The organism is Actinacidiphila alni (assembly GCF_900112845.1).
In the GTDB taxonomy this organism is placed as follows: Bacteria; Actinomycetota; Actinomycetes; order Streptomycetales; family Streptomycetaceae; genus Actinacidiphila; species Actinacidiphila alni.
Window position 1 is genome coordinate 38,031 of record NZ_FONG01000029.1, and the last position, 18,102, is coordinate 56,132.

Annotated in this window: 13 protein-coding genes; 6 read left to right on the forward strand and 7 right to left on the reverse strand. The window is 71.3% G+C overall.

All coding sequences use genetic code 11. The features are described from left to right. Positions 1–72 precede the first annotated feature (72 nt). Both BM076_RS32650 and BM076_RS32655 read left to right on the forward strand, forming a co-directional pair. A complete protein-coding gene (locus BM076_RS32650) occupies positions 73–1,566 on the forward strand; it encodes a glycoside hydrolase family 30 protein (protein WP_093717380.1) in 1,494 nt (497 codons plus the stop codon). Positions 1,567–1,859: 293 nt separating this feature from the next. Then, entirely contained in the window at positions 1,860–3,674 is a 1,815-nt protein-coding gene (locus BM076_RS32655) for an adenylyl cyclase (RefSeq protein ID WP_093717381.1), read from the forward strand. Between the two features lie 118 nt (positions 3,675–3,792). On the opposite strand, the gene BM076_RS32660 is transcribed toward BM076_RS32655, so the two are convergent. From BM076_RS32660 to BM076_RS32680, 5 genes are all read right to left on the reverse strand, one after another. Next, positions 3,793–4,794: a YdcF family protein gene (locus BM076_RS32660; RefSeq protein ID WP_093717382.1), complete on the reverse strand. Its 1,002-nt coding sequence runs from the start codon at positions 4,792–4,794 to the stop codon at positions 3,793–3,795. 64 nt (positions 4,795–4,858) lie between these two features. Beyond that, positions 4,859–5,140 carry a hypothetical protein gene (locus BM076_RS32665; RefSeq protein ID WP_093717383.1) on the reverse strand — a complete coding sequence of 94 codons (282 nt, stop codon included), beginning with the start codon at positions 5,138–5,140 and terminating at the stop codon, positions 4,859–4,861. Positions 5,141–5,451: 311 nt separating this feature from the next. After that, the gene (locus tag BM076_RS32670) at positions 5,452–7,875 is read right to left on the reverse strand and encodes a glycosyl hydrolase family 95 catalytic domain-containing protein (protein WP_093717384.1); all 2,424 of its coding nucleotides are present in this window, start codon (positions 7,873–7,875) and stop codon (positions 5,452–5,454) included. 265 nt (positions 7,876–8,140) lie between these two features. Continuing rightward, entirely contained in the window at positions 8,141–8,566 is a 426-nt protein-coding gene (locus BM076_RS32675; RefSeq protein WP_245796602.1) for an ATP-binding protein, read from the reverse strand. 25 nt (positions 8,567–8,591) lie between these two features. Then, a complete protein-coding gene (locus BM076_RS32680) occupies positions 8,592–8,969 on the reverse strand; it encodes an STAS domain-containing protein (protein WP_245796603.1) in 378 nt (125 codons plus the stop codon). Between the two features lie 324 nt (positions 8,970–9,293). On the opposite strand from BM076_RS32680, the gene BM076_RS32685 reads away from it, so the two are divergent. From BM076_RS32685 to BM076_RS32695, 3 genes are read left to right on the forward strand one after another with little or no spacing between them, the layout of a single operon-like run. Next, a complete protein-coding gene (locus tag BM076_RS32685) occupies positions 9,294–10,859 on the forward strand; it encodes a PP2C family protein-serine/threonine phosphatase (RefSeq protein ID WP_177246731.1) in 1,566 nt (521 codons plus the stop codon). Continuing rightward, positions 10,856–11,950 carry a cobalamin B12-binding domain-containing protein gene (locus BM076_RS32690; RefSeq protein ID WP_093717387.1) on the forward strand — a complete coding sequence of 365 codons (1,095 nt, stop codon included), beginning with the start codon at positions 10,856–10,858 and terminating at the stop codon, positions 11,948–11,950. The genes BM076_RS32685 and BM076_RS32690 overlap by 4 nt, the downstream gene beginning before the upstream one ends. Next, the gene (locus BM076_RS32695) at positions 11,947–12,387 is read left to right on the forward strand and encodes an STAS domain-containing protein (RefSeq protein ID WP_093717388.1); all 441 of its coding nucleotides are present in this window, start codon (positions 11,947–11,949) and stop codon (positions 12,385–12,387) included. Before BM076_RS32690 ends, BM076_RS32695 begins: the two co-directional genes overlap by 4 nt. Before the next feature lie 70 nt (positions 12,388–12,457). On the opposite strand, the gene BM076_RS32700 is transcribed toward BM076_RS32695, so the two are convergent. Then, positions 12,458–13,354 carry an SDR family oxidoreductase gene (locus BM076_RS32700; protein WP_093717389.1) on the reverse strand — a complete coding sequence of 299 codons (897 nt, stop codon included), beginning with the start codon at positions 13,352–13,354 and terminating at the stop codon, positions 12,458–12,460. A 135-nt stretch (positions 13,355–13,489) separates the two neighbouring features. On the opposite strand from BM076_RS32700, the gene BM076_RS32705 reads away from it, so the two are divergent. Further along, on the forward strand, positions 13,490–14,095 hold the full coding sequence (locus tag BM076_RS32705; protein WP_093717390.1) for a TetR/AcrR family transcriptional regulator: 606 nt from the start codon (positions 13,490–13,492) through the stop codon (positions 14,093–14,095). A gap of 61 nt (positions 14,096–14,156) precedes the next feature. Here BM076_RS32705 and BM076_RS32710 read toward each other — a convergent pair whose 3' ends face one another. Continuing rightward, positions 14,157–17,711: a ricin-type beta-trefoil lectin domain protein gene (locus BM076_RS32710; protein ID WP_093717391.1), complete on the reverse strand. Its 3,555-nt coding sequence runs from the start codon at positions 17,709–17,711 to the stop codon at positions 14,157–14,159. Between the last annotated feature and the right edge of the window lie 391 nt (positions 17,712–18,102).

The following is an 18,102-nucleotide window of genomic DNA, read 5'->3' on the forward strand; positions in this document are numbered from 1 at the left end:
CCGACCGCCACCCACGGACGGCCCCGTCACATGCGCGACGCACCGTCACGCCCCCTCGATCCCAGGAGCGACATGAGGCATCCCACCCGTACCGCCCTGCGCCGCCGTACGGCAGCGCTCGCCGCCGGCTGCGCCCTGCTCACCGCACTGGTCACCACGCAGCTCGGCGCCTCGCCCGCGTCCGCCGCCGCCCCCGCGGACGTACGCCAGTGGGTGACCGACGCGCACACCACCGGCGCCCAACTGGCCGCCCCGGGCGCCGTCACCACCACCACGGCCGCCGCCGACACCACCGTGCACGTCGATCCCGCCCTCGGCTTCCAGAAGATCACCGGATACGGCGCCTCCATCACCGACTCCTCGGCGGCCGTGCTTTACCGCCTCGACAAGAAGTACCGCGACGCCCTGATGCGCGACCTGTTCGACCCGCACAGCGGCAACGGCTTCGGGATGCTCCGCCAGCCCATCGGCGCCTCGGACTTCGCGACCTCCGACTACAGCTTCGACGACATCCCCGCGGGCACGACCGACTACGCCCTCAAGCACTTCTCGATCGCTCACGACAAGCCGCAGATCCTGCCACTGCTGCGGCAGGCGAAGGCCCTCAACCCGCGGCTGCGGATCGTCGCGAGCCCATGGAGCCCGCCCGCCTGGATGAAGACCGGCGGCTCGATGATCGACGGCAAACTCATCGACGACCCGCGCGTCTACGACGCCTACGCCCGCTACCTGGTGAAATTCGTCCAGGCGTACGCGGCGGCCGGTGTCCCGGTCGACTACCTCACCGTCCAGAACGAACCGCAGGCACTGCTGCGCACCGACTACCCGGGCACCGACCTCCCCGTCGCCCAGGAGGCCAAGGTCATCGAGCGGCTCGGCCCGGCGCTGAAGGCCGCGGGCCTGCGCACCAAGATCCTCGGCTTCGACCACAACTGGGCCGAGCACCCCTTCGACGTCCAGTCGCACGTCGACGCCGGCGAGGACCCGGAACTCGACTACCCCTTCGACCTGTTGAACTCGCCCGCCGCCAAGTGGATCTCCGGCACCGCCTACCACTGCTACTACGGCGACCCGAGCGCCCAGACCTCGCTCAAGGCGTCCTTCCCCGGCAAGGACATCTTCGAGACCGAGTGCAGCGGCGGAGGCGTCACCCGCACCATCGGCGCGATGAACAACTGGGCCCGCAGCATGATCTTCTGGAATCTCGCGCTGGACGAGAACCACGGCCCGCACACCGGCGGCTGCACCGGCTGCGACGGCACCGTGAACATCGACTCCACCACCGGCGCCGTCACGTACACCGCCAACTACTACACGCTCGCGCACTTCTCCCGCTTCGTCCGGCCCGGCGCCACCCGGATCGCGGCGAGCGTCGCCGCCACCGAGGGCGACCCGGCCCCGCTCCAGGCCACGGCCTTCCGCAATCCCGACGGCGGCACCGCGCTCGTCGTGTACAACCCGAGCGGCACGGCGGCCCACACCACGACCATCGCCGCCCCCGGCGTCCGGCTGACCACCACCGTCGCCCCCGGCGCGACCGCCACCTACACCTGGGGCCGCCGCTGATCGCCACCGACCGGGGCGCGGGCACTGCGCGCACACGTCGGATGACCCGACGGGCCGGTCCGGGGTTCGACTCCGGACCGGCCCGACCAGCGCCGATGTCCGGACGCCGCAGGAAGCGGGCCGCGTTCGCGCGAGCCCGCAATCTCCGGTCGCTGCACGCTTATTGACGGTGGGTACCCACGATGATTCACTGCGTCCCTGAGAGCGCTCTCTAGTGGCTGAGATCCAGCCGCGGCCCGCCCCGTCCATCTCGTCCAGGGAGAGCTGTGTCCGTCAACCCCACTCGCCGTACCATGCTCCGCGGCGGCGCCGCTGTCGCCGCCGCGGTCCCGCTGGTCGGCGGCATCACCGCAGGAACGGCGTTCGCGTCGTCGCCCGCCTCCGCGTCCCACGGCCACGGAAACGATTACGGCCACGGTCACGGCCATGGCGGCGCCGACCTCGGCGCCAACGTCCTGGTCTTCGACCCCTCCATGGGCGACGCCGCGATCCAGGCCGCGGTCGACGCGGTGTTCGCCACCCAGGAGTCCAACCAGTTCGGCGACGAGCGCTACGCTCTCGCCTTCCGGCCCGGCACGTACAACGTCGACATCAACGTCGGCTTCTACACGCATGTGCTCGGCCTCGGCGAGAGCCCGGACGACGTCGTGATCAACGGACATGTCACCGTCGACGCGCAGTGGTTCGACGGCAACGGCACCCAGGACTTCTGGCGCGCCGCCGAGAACCTGACGATCGCCCCGCCGGACGGCCTCAACCGCTGGGCCGTCGCCCAGGCCGGCCCGATGCGCCGGGTCCACATCAAGGGCAACATCACCCTGTGGCCCAGCCCGCCCGGCAACCAGTGGTCCAGCGGCGGCTTCCTGGCCGACAGCCTCGTCGACGGCTACGTCGAGTCCGGCTCGCAGCAGCAGTGGCTGACCCGCAACTCCACCATGGGCAGCTGGAACGGCTCCAACTGGAACATGGTGTTCGTCGGCGTCCAGGGCGCGCCCGCCCAGACCTTCCCGACCCCGCCCTTCACCACCGTCGACCGCACCCCCGTGGTCCGCGAGAAGCCGTTCCTGACCGTCGACCGGCACGGCGACTACCAGGTCTTCGTGCCCGCCCTGCGCCGCAACTCCACCGGCACCACCTGGGCGCACGGCCGCGCCGCAGGCCACAGCATCGCGCTGTCGAAGTGCTTCGTGGCCCGCCCCGGCGACTCCGCCACCGAGATCAACCGCGCGCTGAGCCGCGGACAGCACCTGCTGTTTACGCCCGGCATCTACAACCTGTCCTCGACCATCCGGGTCACCCGCCCCGGCACCGTGGTGCTCGGCCTGGGCTACACCACGCTGCGCTCCACGCACGGCAACACCCTGATCGACGTGGCCGACGTCGACGGTGTCACCGTCGCGGGCGTGCTCGTCGAGGCCGCGTCCAAGCACACCCCGGTGCTGGTCCAGATCGGCGACGGCTGCGGCAGGCGCCGCCACGCCTCCGACCCGACCGTGCTCTTCGACGTCTTCGCCCGGATCGGCGGCGCCATCGCGGGCGGCGCGGGCGTCAGCCTGCGGATCGACAGCAATGACGTCATCTGCGACCACCTGTGGCTGTGGCGCGCCGACCACGGCCTGGACAACACCGTCGGCTGGGCGGTCAACCCCGCCGACACCGGCATCCTCGTCAACGGCGACCACGTCACCACCTACGGCCTGTTCGTCGAGCACTACCAGAAGTACGAAGTGCTGTGGAATGGCGACCACGGCAGCACCTACTTCTTCCAGAACGAGCACCCGTACGACGTGCCCACGCAGACCGCCTGGGTGCACGGTGCCACCAAGGGTTACGCCGCCTACAAGGTCGCCGACTCCGTCCGCGAGCACCATGCCTGGGGCCTGGGCAGCTACTGCTTCTTCAACCTCGAGGCCGACATCTACACCGACCGCGCCTACGAGGTCCCCGACCGGCCCGGTGTCGTCTTCACCGACCTGATGACCGTCTGCCTCAACGGCGCGGGCGGCGGCGGCATCCTGCACGCCATCAACAACGCGGGCGACCCCGTGCAGAACGGCTTCGGCACGTACTTCATGAAGTCCTACAGCAACGGCCGAGCGGTCGTCTGACCCCGCACCACTTCCCCGCACACCGGTCGGGCGGACCCCATACGGTCCGCCCGACCCGCGCGTCCGCGAGGAGTTCCTGGAACCGGCCGGCGGCGGCCACTTCGCCGCCGCCGACCGCTCAGCCCAGCAGCCAGATGAAGCCGCCGCCGACGAAGACCAGCAGGCAGATCCCGAGATTGGTGCGCCGGTAGGTCGCGAAGAGCGCGACGAATTCGCGGATCACCGCGCTCGGCAGGAAGTACGCGGCGGTCGGCGACCCCACCACATGGCCGCGCACACCGGCCCTGCGGGCGGTCACCGCGGCGCGGAAGGCGTGGTAATTGTTCGTCACGATCACGCACCGGTAGTCCGGTTTGGCCTTCACCATGATCGTCCTGCTGAATTCGATGTTCTCCTCGGTCGCCCTCGACCGGTCTTCCCGCTCAATCAGGTCCGCGGGGAAACCGCGCCCGATCAGATAGTCGGCCATCGCGTGGGACTCGGGCAGGTCCTCGTCCGGCCCCTGGCCGCCGGAGGTGATGAGCACCGGCCGTCTGCCGCGCCGCGACAGCCTGCCGTGGACGGCGTGGGCCCGGTCCAGCCGGCTCGCCAGCAGCGGCGGCACCTTCGACCCGCCGATCAGGCCGGAGCCGAGGACCACCACGAAGTCCGCCCTGCGCCGCAGGGCCAGCCGCCCGTACAGGAAGGCGTAGACCACGAAGCAGAGGAAGAGGAAGCCCACGTAGCCGGCCAGCGCGAGGGCCGTCGCGGTCACCGCCACCAGCACGCGGCTCTGCAGCACGACCGTGGCGATCAGCAGTCCCAGCAGCGCCACCAGCGCCAGCCCCGCCAGCAGGGACAGGAGATTGGCCGGACTCCTGCCTTCCTTGCGCACCATGACCAGGCCGTTGGAGATCAGGAACCACGCCAGGGTCACGATGCCGAGCGCCACCAGCACCACCAGCGCGACACCGAGGTCCCTGGCCAGGACCGGGTGCCGGTCGCGGAGTTCGAAGATCCAGGCACCGAAGGCGAACAGGCCCGTCAGCCCGAGCAGTACGGCATTGCCGAAACGGCGGCGGTCGCGCAGCACACCGACACAGAAAAGGAAGAAGCACAACAGCGCCGGGGCGTAGACCATGCGCACATCGTAGGCAGTGGAACGGCCCCGGCCCGCATCCGCGGGCCGGGGCCGGCAGGCGGCGTCAGCCCTTGCAGGCGGGGTCGGCGATGATGACGGGCGCCGCGTCCCGCGTGGTGACGAACGCGCGGAAGCCGGGCGCGTCGGCGACGCACTTGGTGGCGATGTTCGCGAAGCCGTCCGGGAAGTTGGTGACATTGGCGGGACTGTCGTCGCCCCGGTGATTGGCGACCGGCGCGTCGCCCTTGCCGCGCTTGTCGCTCGAACACCCCGACAGAGCCGACACCGCGATGGCGACCGATGCCACCGCGATCAGATACTTCGTCGCACGACGCTTCTTGCTCATTGTCTTCCCTCACCTCGACCGGTTCCGTCCGGCCTGGCCGGACGAAGGGAAGGACATGCGCCGGGCCCGCGCGGTTCCCGGACCGGTGGCCCGTACACGTTCACCCCCGGCCCGCCCCTTCGGCGCGGCCCGCCCGCCGGGCCGGCGGCACCGGACGGGTGCGCGGGGACGGCGCCCGCGGCGCCGAGCGCGGCGGCGCCGGAACCGGCCAGGAAGACCCGTCGGGTCAGCGGCCGTCCGGGCTCGTTCGTGGCATTCGTGGGGTTTGTGGTGGACACAGGGGACTCCCGGAGCGAGGGGCGACGACGGATCTACAGGCCGGTCAGGGTGACCGAGGCGCCGGGCCGCAGGCGCACCGTCCGGCTGCGGCGGCCCGCGGTGACCGTGACGGTCCTGCCGCCCACGCTGTGGACGGTGACGCGGGCGACGGCGCCGTCGCGCCACACCAGGTCGACCCGGAAGCCGCCGCGCACGCCCACACCGGTGATGTGCCCGGAGTGGGCCCACGCGGCGGGGAGCGCGGGCAGCAGATCGACCGCGCCGGGCCGGGAGTGGACGAGCATCTCGACGATGGCGGTGGGGGTCCCGAAGTTGGCGTCGATCTGGAAGATGCCGCGGCTCTGGTCGACCTGGTAGATGTCGAAGAGATTGGGCGCGGTGCCGTTGCTGTTGCCCACCGACGGCTGGAGGTTGGTGGTGATGAGCTGATACGCGCGTTCGGCGTCGCCGAGCCGCGCCCAGCAGGCGGCCCGCCAGGCGTTGGCCCAGCCGTAACTGGCCATGCCGCGCGAGATCAGCAATTCGGTGGCGCCCTGGACGAGTTCGGCGGGGGAGGAGGCCGGTTCGATCCGGTCGCCGGGGAAGAGCCCGATCAGCGGCGACAGATGCCGGTGCTCGACCTCCCCGAGATCGTCCGGCGACATCCACTCCTCGAGGCGGCCCGAGGTGGGACTGACCCGCGGCAGGTACAGCCGCTCGCGCAGCCCCGCGATCGTGCCCCGATACGCCCGGTCCTCGCCCAGCTCCGCCGCGGCGGCCAGATAGTTGCCGAACAACGCCCACACCAGCTCCTGCGAGTAGGTGTTGCCGATTCCGTCCTGCGGCCCGTGTTCGGGCGACCAGTCCTTGTCGTCCACCAGCACCTCACGGGCCGCCCCGCCGTCCGGGTCGGTGACCGACATCGAGACCAGCCGCGCCTCCCAGAACTCGCAGGCACCCTTGAGCAGCGGATAGATCCGCGCGAGCGTCCGCCTGTCCTGGGTGAACTCCCAGTGCGCGAAAAGGGTGTTGGCCAGCCACGCGTTGGCCGCCGGATGCCACCACCACCCCGATCCGCCGTGGATGTTGGTGGAGAAGGCGACCGCCCAGCCGGCCACCTTGCCCGAGGAGTTGCGGAAGCGGTTGCGCGGGTCGTTGAACAGCCGCCTGGTCGTGTCGGACCAGGACGGCAGTTGCGCCAGGCAGTAGTCGGTGAAGGCGTCGAAGGACGAGGACAGCCCCGTACGGTCCGGCATCCAGTAGTTCATCTGCACATTGATGTCGGTGTGGTAATCGCCCATCCAGTCCGGGTCGTTGCCGTCCAGCCACGGACCCTGCAAGCCCATCGGGAGGCTGTCCCGGGAACCGCTGATCATCAGATAGCGGCCGAACTGGAGGTAGGCGGCCTCCAGTTCGGGGTCGGGGGCCGATCCTGCGGCGGCCCGTGCCTGGAGCCGCTCCCAGGTGTCCAGCGCGCGCTGCTGTTCGCTGGAGGCGCCGAGGGACAGCTCCATCGTGCCGAACAGCCGCCGGTAGTCCGCCACATGGGTGTCGCGCAGCACCGAGGCGGGATGGCGCGCGGCCGTCTGTGTCTTGTGCCGCGCGAGCTGCTCGGGCACGAGCTTCGGATTCCGGTAGCCGTGCGCGGCGTCCGGGGCGTAGTCGGTGCCGCCGCCGAGGACGACGGTCAGGTCCGCGCAGTCGGTGAAGACCAGGCCGGTGCCGTCGGCGGTGACCCGCCCGCTGCCGCTGGTCGCGGTGACGGCGGCGGCGTAGCGCAGGCCGTTGCCGAGGGCCGCCGCGAAGGACACGGTCGCTTGTCCGCCCCGCGCCGTCGCGGCGGACGGCGTCTCGCCGTGCAGCCCGGCCAGCGTGACCCGGCCGGTGTACCTGCCGCCGCCCTGCTGCGAGAAGTGCAGCACCACCACATCGTCGGGGTGGCTGGCCCACACCTCCCGCCGGAAGGTCGCCGCCCCCTTGCGGTACGACGCCCCCGCCACCGCGGAGCCGAGGTCGAGCCAGCGGCCGTAGGAGGACACCTCGTCGAGCGCGTGACCGTCGATCTCGACGGTGAGCAGGGCGAGTTGGGTGAGCGAGCCGAACTCCACCCGCTCGTAAGGGAACTGGCCGTCGCCGTCCAGGACGTCGTTGATCCCGCCGGTCCACAGGGTGCTGTCGGTCACGTGCAGTGTCTCGGCTGCCGGGTCGCCGCCGATCATGGCACCCAGCCGTCCGTTGCCGACCGGCAACGCCTCCTGGATAACGTTGTCGGCGGCCGCGGGCGCGCCGTACCGCAGCCGCAGGCCGTCGTCGGCCGGCACTGTGACAGGACCGTCCGGGCGGGCGGGTTCCGCGGCCGACGCCGTGAAGGCCGGCAGACCACCGAGGGTGCCGAGCGTACCGAGTGTTCCGGCACTTGCCGCGAGAAAGGTCCGACGACTGTGCGGGAAGAATCCGGGGCGGTGGTCCGAGGTCATGGCGCGTCACTCCCAGGGATCGATGAAGTTTTGCCTGCCCGACCGCTGAAATTCGAGCGCGGGCAGAGGAGGATGCGGCAGTGGTGGCGTGCCGCGTCCTGGGGACGCCAGCACCATAGAACTCATTAATAATGAAGACAAGAGTCACGGCATGACACAGACCTCGGATCAATAGATCCGAGGTCTGTGATGACTGATGCGTGGGAAACCTGACACGGCCGCGGCGCTGCGCCGGCGCGCGGGCGTACGGAACGCCGCGTGTCCGTCAGCCGGAAGCCGGGAGCAGGGGCAGCACGACGACGACGGTCTTCCCTCCGCCGGGTTCGGGTCTCACGTCCAGCGAGCGGCACAGGCGCTTCACCAGAGGCATGCCGAAGCCGCCCGGCAGGAAGCTGTTGCCCGGATCGCGGGTCGTGGGAAGTTCGTCGCTCGCATCGCTGATCCGCAGTTCCAGCGATCCCGCCTCGACGCGCGCGGAGAAGCCGGTCAGCCCCCCGCCGTGCCGGACCGCATTGGTCGTCAGCTCCGATGTCACCAGCATCGCGTCGGCCCACGCCATGCGGATCGTCTCAGGGGTCAACCCCGCGGCCAGCAGCACCTCGCGTACGCGGCCGCGTGCCGTCGCGGGACCGGTGGGCACCGGAGCGCGGCCGTCGGTCGACGGCTGTCGTCGAAGCTCCCTGTTCGTCACGTCAAGCCCCGCTCCGCCGATTCCGCTACTGCCATTTTCTCGGCACCGCCGCGAGCGCCGACTCGCGGTCCGGTGAGAACCGGAAGGCGTCCCCGAGGCCGGTCACCTCGAACAGCCGCTCCAGGGTGTCATTGAGCGGACCCGCCAGGAACAGCGCGCGGCTCCCGGTCTCGGCCCGTGTCCTGGCGCGCGTCAGGATGTGCAGGATGGTGGAATCCGCGAAGTCGACGGCCGACAGGTCGACGACGACGGCGTCGGCCACTTCGGCGGCACGCGCCAGGGCGGCGTCCAGTACGGATGCCGTCTCGTAGTCAAGGTCGCCGGAGGCGAGGACCACGACCGCACGTGAGTCCGACTGCGGCTCCAGCCGGACCTGCTCGCCATCAGCGTCTGCCTCCAGCACCGCACCAACCCTTCGTTCGCCCCGGCGCCCGGACCATCGCCGGACCGGGCACAGCCTCTCCTACCCAGCGGTGATCGTGAAAACTGACCGTTCACCGCTTCACCCGGTCGCCGCACCGTCCGGCGCTCACTTGCCAGACGTGCGCCAGGTGCGGGATGGTTGCCGGAAGGCAACATTTCCGATCGGATGAGGTGAGGGATTCGCACAGCGGGTCCTCAGCATGTGGTCTCCACTCAAGAATCGTCCGGCACCACTTCCGACAGTGGTCTCCTATGGGGCCACGTTCCGTACCCCGTCCTCGTCGTCGACGGCCAGGACACGATCGTGCTCCGCAACGATGCCGCGGCGCGACTGCTGCCCGCGGCCGATCCGGGGACGCGGCTGACTGACGCCGCCCCCGTATGGCTGTCCGCGGCCCACACCGCCGCCCGCACCGCCGTACGGCTTCCCGGCCCCAGGACAGCGGACGCCCCCGCGACGCCCGCCTTCGGTGAGGTCGGCGAGCGCAGTTTCGAGGCGCACCCGAGCCCGCGCGACGACGGTTCGATCGTGTGGTGGCTGGTCGACGACACCGACCACCGCGTCGTCAGGAGCGCCCTGACGAAGGAGCGCGAGCGGACCGCGTTCCTGACCCAGGCGTCCAACTCCCTGCTGTCCTCCCTCAACCTGGGGCGCTGTATGGACGTGACCGCCCAGATGGCGGCGGAACAGCTCGCCGACGCGGCACTGGTCATCGCGCCGGCCCGCAGGCGGCGCCTTCCGGTGGTGAGCTGCCTGCGCGGCCAGAGCCCCGTTCAGTTCGAACAGCAGGTGGATCCGGACGGTGTACCCGGTCTCGGCGAGGCGCTGCGCGGATTCCCGCCGGTGCCCTCGCGCTGGATCGACCCCGCTTCCGCCCCGGAATGGATGGTGCCCGACGGGTTCGGGCCGGTCGGTTCGATAGTGATCACACCGCTTCCGGGCCACGGTGTACCGGCCGGGGCGCTGATCCTGCTGCGGCGCTCGGAGAGCACCGCGTTCACCGAGGGCGAGGAGGTCTTCGCCCGGTTGTTCGCCGCCCGCGCCGGCGCCGCGATGTCGGCCGCGCGGCTCTACGCCGAGCAGTCCTCCATCACCGAGATCCTCATGCGCGAACTGCTGCCCCCGACGCTCCAGCAGACCAGGGGAGTGGATTTCGCCGGCGGTTACCAGCCCTCGCAGGACCACGAGCGGATCGGCGGCGACTTCTACGACGTGCATCCCGCGCTCTCGGACGACGAGGCGTCGCTGGTCGCGCTCGGGGACGTCTGCGGCAAGGGCCTCGAAGCCGCGGTACTGACCGGCAAGATCCGCAATACGCTCCACGCCCTGCTGCCGATGGCCGACGACCACCAGCGCGTGATCAGCCTGCTGAACACCGCGATGCTCAACTCCCACCACACCCGGTACGCGACCCTCGTCCTGGCCTCCGTCCTGCGCCGGGGCAGCGACGTCAAGCTCCGGCTGACCAGCGCGGGACATCCCAGCCCCCTGATCATCAGGACCGGCGGGACGGTGGAGAGCGCCGACACCAGCGGCACCGTGGTCGGAGTGCTGCCCAAGGCTCCGGCGCGCTCCACGGACGTGGTCCTGGCGCCGGGGGAGTCGTGCGTGCTCTACACCGACGGAATCACCGAGGGCAAGGGCGGCCCGCTGGGCGACGCGCGGTTCGGCGAGGCACGGCTGCGCCGCGCGTTGGCCGAGTGCGCGGGCATGCCGTCGGAAGGCATCGTGGAACGCATTCAGATGCTCGCGGACCAGTGGGTCGGCCAGGGATCCCACGACGACATGGCCGTCGTCGTGATCTCGGCGCCGCGCACCCACCATTTGAGTGCGGTGGACGGGCACACCCGGGGCAGATTCACCGCATGAAGTCCAGTTCTCCGCACGGTCCGTCCGCGGACCCCGAGACGCGGCTCCTCACCGACAAGCTGTGGGACGCCGTCGTCCGGGCCGACGAGTACGCGGCCACCGAACTCGTCCTCGGCGCCCTGGACGGCGGCGCGCCCGCCGAGTCCGTGCTGCTCGACGTCATCGCGGCGGTCCAGGGCAGGGTGGGCGAGGAATGGGCCGCCAACCGCCTCAGCGTCGCCCAGGAGCACGCGGCGACCGCCATCAACGAACGCGCGGTGACCGCGCTGTCGTTGCACGACGCGGCCCGCACCGAGGTGACGCGCGGCCGGCTCACCGTGGCCTGCGCCGACGGTGAATGGCACGCCCTGCCCGCGCGTCTGCTGGCGGAAGTGCTCAAGCTGCGCGGCTGGAAGGTCGACTATCTGGGCGCCCAGGTCCCCACTCCGCACCTCATCACGCATCTGCACAGGTCCGATGCCGACGCTGTCGCGCTCTCCGGTTCGATCGCCACCCGGCTGCCGACCGCGCACGCCGCCATCACGGCCTGCCAGGCGGTCGGCGTGCCGGTCCTGGCGGGCGGCGCGGCCTTCGGCGCCGACGGACGGTACGCACGTCTGCTCGGCGCCAACGCGTGGGCACCGGACGCCCGCGCCGCCGCCGACCGTCTCGCCGCGGGCCCGCTGCCGCGACCGCGCCCCGACCACCAGGCGATCGACGACCTGCCGCACTTGGCCGACCAGGAGTACACGATCGTCGCCAGGAGCCGCTCGGCCTTGGTCCGTACGGTCCTCGCGGGGCTCGAAGAGGCGGTCCCCGAGATGCGCGGCTACAGCGACCTGCAGCGCGAGCACACGGCGGAGGACCTGGCGCACATCGTGGATTTCCTGGCCACCGCCCTCTACCTGGGGGACGGGGAGCTGTTCGTCGGCTTCATCGGCTGGACCGCCGGGATCCTCGCGGCCCGCGGAGTGCCCGCGCGCAGCCTTTCGCCGGCCCTGGGCATCCTGTCGGACGAGCTCAAGGACTTTCCCCGCGCCGTGGACTTCCTCGCCCGGGGCACCGACGCGGTCTCCTCCTTTCACCGCACCACCGCAGGGAAGAACGCATGACCCCGACGCCCTTCACAGGCTTGCGCCTGACCAGAGTCGACGCCGACGGCACGGTCCGGATAGAGGTCTCGGGCGACCTCGACTACGACAGCGCCGACGACCTGATGACCGCGGTCACCGCGGAACTCGCCGCGCATCCGCAGCTGGACGATCTGCATCTGCACTTCGGCGGCCTCGGCCTCGTGGACTCCATGGGACTGTCGGTGCTGCTGATGATTCACCGCCGGACCACGGAGGCGGGCGTACGCCTTCATCTGGACGACCGTACGGACGACCTGGACCGGCTCCTGGCGCTCACCGGCACCCTGGAGCACTTCACCGCCGATCCGGACGGCGCCGCCGACCCGGCCCCGGCCGCGGAGAGCCGGCCCGACGACGGCGCCCGGGCGGACCCGGCCCGGTCCGCGGGGCGCGACCGCGGCACCCCGGGCCACTGACCGCGCCGGGCCCGGGTCCGTACGGCATCCGGGTGCGCCGCGTGCTCCCCGGGCTCCGCGGCGGCGGCCGTCAGCGCGGGCCGTACGCCCCGGCGTCGAGGTCGGCGAGCAGCGTGGGGCCGGTGGGCGTCCAGTCCAGGCTCTCGCGGGTGAGGTCGCTGGTCGCCGACAGGTCTCGGCCGAAGAACATGCCGATCCACCCGAAGTGGTCCATCACGTCGTCGGGGGCGACGGACGCGACCGGCAGGTCGTACGCGCGGCCGATCGCCGTCGCGATCTCCCGCGTGGAGACGCCCTCCTCGGCGACCGCGTGCAGCCTGGCGCCCGCTGGCGCCTTCGGCAGCGCCAGACCGACGAGCCTGGCCGCGTCGGTGCGGTGGACCGCGGCCCACCGGTTGCCGCCGTCGCCGGGATAGCCGGAGATGCCCTTGTCGCGGGCGACCGCCGCGATGGCGGCGATGAAGCCGTGGTCACCCATGCCGTGCACGGTCGGCGCGAAGCGCAGGCTGACGCTGTGCACCCCGCGGTCGGCGAATTCGAGGGCCAGATTCTCGCTGCCGCCGCGCGGCGAGTCGGGGCCGTGGAAGGGCGACGGATCGGCCTCGGTGGCCGGCCGCCCCTCGGCGAGTCCGGCCACGCCCGAGGCGAGCAGGAACGGGCGGCCGGTTCCGGCGAGGGCGTCGCCGATGGTCTGGACTGCGGCCCGCTCGGCCGCGTTGGACGCGGCGGGGTCGGACCAGTCGTGCTTGTTGGCGAGGTGGATGACCGCCTCCGCGCTCTTCGCGCCCGATCCGATGCTGTCCAGATCGTCGAGGTCGCCGCGCAGGACCCGCGCGCCCTTGGCCGCCAGGGCGGCGGCCGAGGCGTCGGACCGCGCGAGGCCGACGACCTCGTGGCCGCGGGCGATCAGCTCGTCCACCACGGCCGAGCCGATCCAGCCGGAGGCGCCGGTGACGAATACGTTCATGACCCGATCTCCTTCACCGCCCGGTGTCCGGGCGAGAGCCAGTGGTTCCGAGACGTTGATGTCTGTCACTGACATCAACGCACGCCTCCACCGTACCACCGTGAAGTCAGTGACTGTCATCGGTAGACTCGGGGCATGGCTCGATGGGAACCGGGAACACCGGAACGGCTGCAGAAGGCCGCGCTCGAACTGTTCGCCGCCCAGGGATTCGAGCAGACGACCACGCTGGAGATCGCGCAGTCGGTGGGCGTGACCGAGCGCACCTTCTTCCGGCACTTCAGCGACAAACGCGAAGTGCTCTTCCACGGGCAGCAGAGCTTCGAGCAGGCATTCGTCGACGGGGTGGAGGCGGCGCCGCCGGACGCGCCCGCGATGGACGCCGTCGCCCGCTCCCTGCGCTCGGCGGCATCCTTCTTCCCCGAGGAGCGGCGGCCCTACTCCCGCATCCGGCAGTCCGTCATCGACGCCAATCCGGCGCTCCAGGAGCGGGAGCTGCACAAGCTGTCCCGGCTCGCCGTGACCGTCGCCGCGGCCCTGCGGGCCAGGGGAGTGGACGACCTCGCGGCGACCGTCGCGGCGCAGACCGGCGCGTCCCTGTTCGGCGTCGCGTTCTCCCGGTGGATCAAGGAGGACGAGCGGCGCACGCTGGCTGACATCGCCGACGACGTCCTGCGCGAGCTGACCGTCCTCACCCGGCAGGCCGACCCGGAAGCGGGGGCGCGGACGCACCCGAGGCCGTGAACGGGGCGGGCGCGCCCGGCCGCGCCCGCCACAAGACGTGCCCCGCCCCCGGCGGCGCCCGTCAGCCGAGCCGGAAGCGCTGCGCCGCCGTCCCGTTGCAGTCCCACAGTTGCAGCGGATCCCCGGCCTTCTGACCGTTGTCCTTGTCGTCGAGGCAGCGGCCCGACTGCGGGTTGAACAAGGTCCCGTCGGCCCGGCTCTCCCACACCTGGGCGCCCGTACCGTTGCAGTCCCACAGCTGGGTCCGCGTGCCGTTGCCGGTGTTGCCGCCCACCGCGTCCAGGCACTTGCCGAAGGTCCGCAGCGTACGGTCGCCGGGCGCCGACCAGCGCTGCGCGTCGGTGCCGTTGCAGCCGGACAACTGCACGGGCGTGGTGGACGCCGGATCGGCGTTGGCCACGTCCACGCACAGGGCGCCGGGTCCCGAGACCGCACCGGGCGGCAGCTTCCACAGCTGCGCGGTCACCCCGGCGCAGTCGTAGAGCTGGAGCTGTACGGCGCCGGGCGTGGTGGTGCCGTCCGGCACGTCGAGGCAGCGGCCCGAGGCCGGATTGAGCAGGCTGCCGTCGGTGCGGTGCGTCCAGGTCTGCGAAGCGGCCCCCGAGCAGCCCGCGATGCTCACCGGCGTACGGTTCGCGGTCCCGCCGCCGGTGGCCGTCAGGCACTTGCCGAGGACCCGCACCGTACTGTCGGCCTGGTACGCGACCTGCTGCGCCGCACTGTGGTTGCAGCCCCACAGCTGCGCGGCCGTACCGTCGTCGGCCACCCCGCCGCGCACGTCGAGGCAGAGCCCGCCGGCGCCGATCACCTCGCCGGACGCCGGATTCGCGGACGCGCTGCCGGACAGCGTCACGGTGTGCGCCGAGCCGAGCGGGAGCGCGCCCGTCGTCACCGTCACCGTCCTGCGGTTGACGTTCCACGACCACGCGGTCTCCGGTACCTGCACCCCGTCGACCGAAACGGCGGTCGGCGCCTGCGAGTTGGACAGCCGCAAGGTGTACGCCCGGGAGGTCGGCGCACCGCTGAAGGAACCGGTCTGGGCGCCGATCGTCAGCGTGCGCGCCGCCTCGTTCCACGACAGCGGCGCCCTGGTGGCCTGCCCGCTGCGGTAACCCGTGCCCTCGCCGGCGTCCGAGTAGAGCGAGAAGGAGCCGTCGGCGCCCGCGGCGACATTGACCGTCACCTGGGTCAACGGCCGCTGCCCCTGGTTGTCGACGTAGTCGGTGCGGGTGGTGAGGATGCCGCCGGCCTTGATCAGCACCGGCATCTGGGACAGCGGATCGGTGATGGTGACGGTGGCGGGCCCGGTGTAGGTGCGGCCGGTGAAGTAGTCCGTCCAGCTCCCCGGCGGCACCCACACCGACGCGGAGCCGTTGCCGTTCGCGTCATTGGGCGAGGTGATCGGCGCGACCAGGACGTCGTCGCCGTACAGATACTCCCCGGTCGCGCTGTAGGCGGCGTCCTGCGTCGGGTAGTCGAGATACAGCGGCCGGACGATGGGCACACCCGTCGCGTTCGCCCGCTCGGCGAGCGTGTACGTGTACGGGACCAGCGCCTCGCGCAGCCGCAGGAAGGACTCGGCGCTGGCCGCGGCCGCGCCGGTGTAGTTCCACGGCAGCCGGTCGCCGTGGTCGGAGTGCAGCCGGTCCACCGGCTGGAAGGTGCCGAACTGCACCCAGCGGGCGTACAGATCGTCGGCGAGATGGCCGCCGTGGAAGCTGCCGATGTCATGGCTGACATTGGAGATCCCGGCCGCGGCCTCGGCCGCGGTGAACTTCGCCTCGAAGGCCAGCATGTCCCAGGTCGCGGGCGTGTCACCGGTGAACTGCATCGAATTGCGCCGCTCGGACCACGGCCCGATCGGGTAGCTGCTGTCGTCGCCGCCCTCCTCCGAGCCGCCGATCCGGGCGAAGGAGAAGCCGCGCAGCCCCTTGGCCTCTGCGTCGTCCACATACGCCTGGTTGATCAGATTGTCCGGACCCACATGCGGGTCGGACGCGGTGGAGGCGCCGCAGTTGGTGCAGTAGTCCAGCCACCACTCCCGGACGCCCTGCTGCTCGAAGGGCTGGTGCAGATCGAGATAGGCCGCCAGGTGCGCCGGGTTGGACCAGTCGAAGGCGTACGTGCTGCCGCCGTCCGGAAGCAGGCCGCCCGCACGGGAGTTGGCCGCCGCGAACTTCGGGTCGCTGCTGTCGATGGTCGGGTGGATGTTCATCGACACCGAAAGGCCCTGCTGCTTGGTCCAGTTCAGGAAGCCCTGCGGATCGGGGAAGAGGGTGCTGTTCCAGTTCCAGCCGTTCCACTGCGTCGGCGACTTCCAGTCGGTGTCCACCACCAGCCAGTCGATCGGCGTGTTCGTGCTGCGGAAGGTGGGCAGCAGCGAATTCTCGTAGTCGGCCGTCGAGTAGCCGTAGTAGCGCGAGTACCACACGCCGTACGCCGACTCCGGCAGCAGATTGGTGCCGCCCGTCAGGGAGTTGAGGTCGGCGAGACCCTGCTTGTAGTTCTGGCCGTAGCCGAAGAAGTAGCCGTCCTGGTACGGCTGCGCGCCGTGCGAGGGCCGGTCGGTCACCGTGTGCGAACCCGACAGCAGGGCCGTGCGGGTGTCGTCCAGCAGATACCAGCCGTCGCGGTCCAGGATCCCCGGGTGCTCGGGCACCGGCAGGGTCGCCGGATTGTCCAGCGTCCGTGACCAGCCGCCGAGGGTGTTCGTCGGGCCCGCGCCGTAGCCGGTCGTGGTCAGCGCCGTCGAGGCGGCCGGGTAGGTCGTGGTGCCAACCGGTGTGACCGCCAGGCTGTCGATGTTGACCCGGCCGGTGTCACCGGAATTCTGCACGATGCTCAGCGTGTTGGTCCCGGCGGTCAGATGCACCGTGGTGAACGCGGTCGACCAGGCGTTCCACGACGAGGTGGCGGGCAGGCTGAGCGCCGGGCCCGCGGCCGAACCGACCCGCGTGGACAGGGTGCCCGTGCCGCCCGCCGCGTTGGAATAACGTACCCACAGCCGGTAGTCGCCGGTCGACGGCACCGCCGAGACGTCCTGCGTCAGGCCGCTGCCGGTGTGCTCGTAACCGGCCACGAAGCCGGAACCGGTGTGCCCGGTGTGGTCGTAGGCGGTGACGCCGTAGCCGCTGAGCAGCGAATTCTCGCCCTCGCAGGCCGAGTTGACGGTGCAGTAGGAGGGGAACGCCGGTTTGGCGGTCACCCCGGTGCCCGCCATCGTCACCGTGAGGTTGGCCGCCGTGAAGGGGCCGCTGCCCTGCTTGTAGCGCAACGTGAGCCCGGACGTCGTGATCTCGCGGTAGCCGTCCGCGCTGACGTCCGTGGTGAAGTCCGGTACGGGGAAGGACCGGTTGACGGCGTTGAAGGTCGTCCCGTTCTGGAAGGCGCCGTCACCCGCGTACTCCAGCCGCACCAGGGTCGGGCTCAGCACCTCGAACCGCGCGTTCCCGTCGGTGACGACGGGACTCGCCGCCGCGGCCCGCGCCGCCGGCGCGGCCTGCTGCGCCACCGCGCTGTCGACGGCCGCGACCGACAACAGCGCCAGACATGAACTCAGCGCCAGCGCCCGGCTCCTGCGGAGCGAGAGCAGCGTTCCGATGCGGCGTGGGCGCATGGGCATGCCTTCCGTAGTCCCCGAACGTGCCTGACATCGTTGTCCGTCGCCCAACTCGCCGCGTCGGCGCCTGAGTTGAACGGTGTTGCGAGGTACGAGAGCGCTCTCTGAAGTTAGCCACTGGTCGCGTACGCGTCAACGCACCGTGCGCTTGGCCGTACGCCGCCCGGGGACGGGGCCCACCGTCCGGTCACTCGCCTGTGCGTCGCCGCAGCATGCGCGGGTAGGAGCAAGCCACATCGAGGCGTCGGCCGCCGACAACCGCGCGGCCCGAGCCGAAGGACCACTCCGGGGGAGAGGAGGACCACGCAATGCCCGACGGCCCGGCCGACACGGCGCCACCGTCCGACTCGCCGCCCCCCGAGCAGCCGCAGACCGCCCGAAAGACACC

What these genes read in the sequence shown, in the direction of transcription:
- BM076_RS32650 (WP_093717380.1), top strand. Translation starts at nt 73, where the DNA reads ATGAGGCATCCCACCCGTACCGCCCTGCGCCGCCGTACGGCAGCGCTC.
- BM076_RS32665 (WP_093717383.1), bottom strand. Translation starts at nt 5,140, where the DNA reads ATGAGCAAGAAGCGTCGTGCGACGAAGTATCTGATCGCGGTGGCATCG.
- BM076_RS32700 (WP_093717389.1), bottom strand. Translation starts at nt 13,354, where the DNA reads ATGAACGTATTCGTCACCGGCGCCTCCGGCTGGATCGGCTCGGCCGTG.
- BM076_RS32690 (WP_093717387.1), top strand. Translation starts at nt 10,856, where the DNA reads ATGAAGTCCAGTTCTCCGCACGGTCCGTCCGCGGACCCCGAGACGCGG.
- BM076_RS32670 (WP_093717384.1), bottom strand. Translation starts at nt 7,875, where the DNA reads ATGACCTCGGACCACCGCCCCGGATTCTTCCCGCACAGTCGTCGGACC.
- BM076_RS32655 (WP_093717381.1), top strand. Translation starts at nt 1,860, where the DNA reads ATGCTCCGCGGCGGCGCCGCTGTCGCCGCCGCGGTCCCGCTGGTCGGC.
- BM076_RS32705 (WP_093717390.1), top strand. Translation starts at nt 13,490, where the DNA reads ATGGCTCGATGGGAACCGGGAACACCGGAACGGCTGCAGAAGGCCGCG.
- BM076_RS32660 (WP_093717382.1), bottom strand. Translation starts at nt 4,794, where the DNA reads ATGGTCTACGCCCCGGCGCTGTTGTGCTTCTTCCTTTTCTGTGTCGGT.
- BM076_RS32710 (WP_093717391.1), bottom strand. Translation starts at nt 17,711, where the DNA reads ATGCGCCCACGCCGCATCGGAACGCTGCTCTCGCTCCGCAGGAGCCGG.
- BM076_RS32695 (WP_093717388.1), top strand. Translation starts at nt 11,947, where the DNA reads ATGACCCCGACGCCCTTCACAGGCTTGCGCCTGACCAGAGTCGACGCC.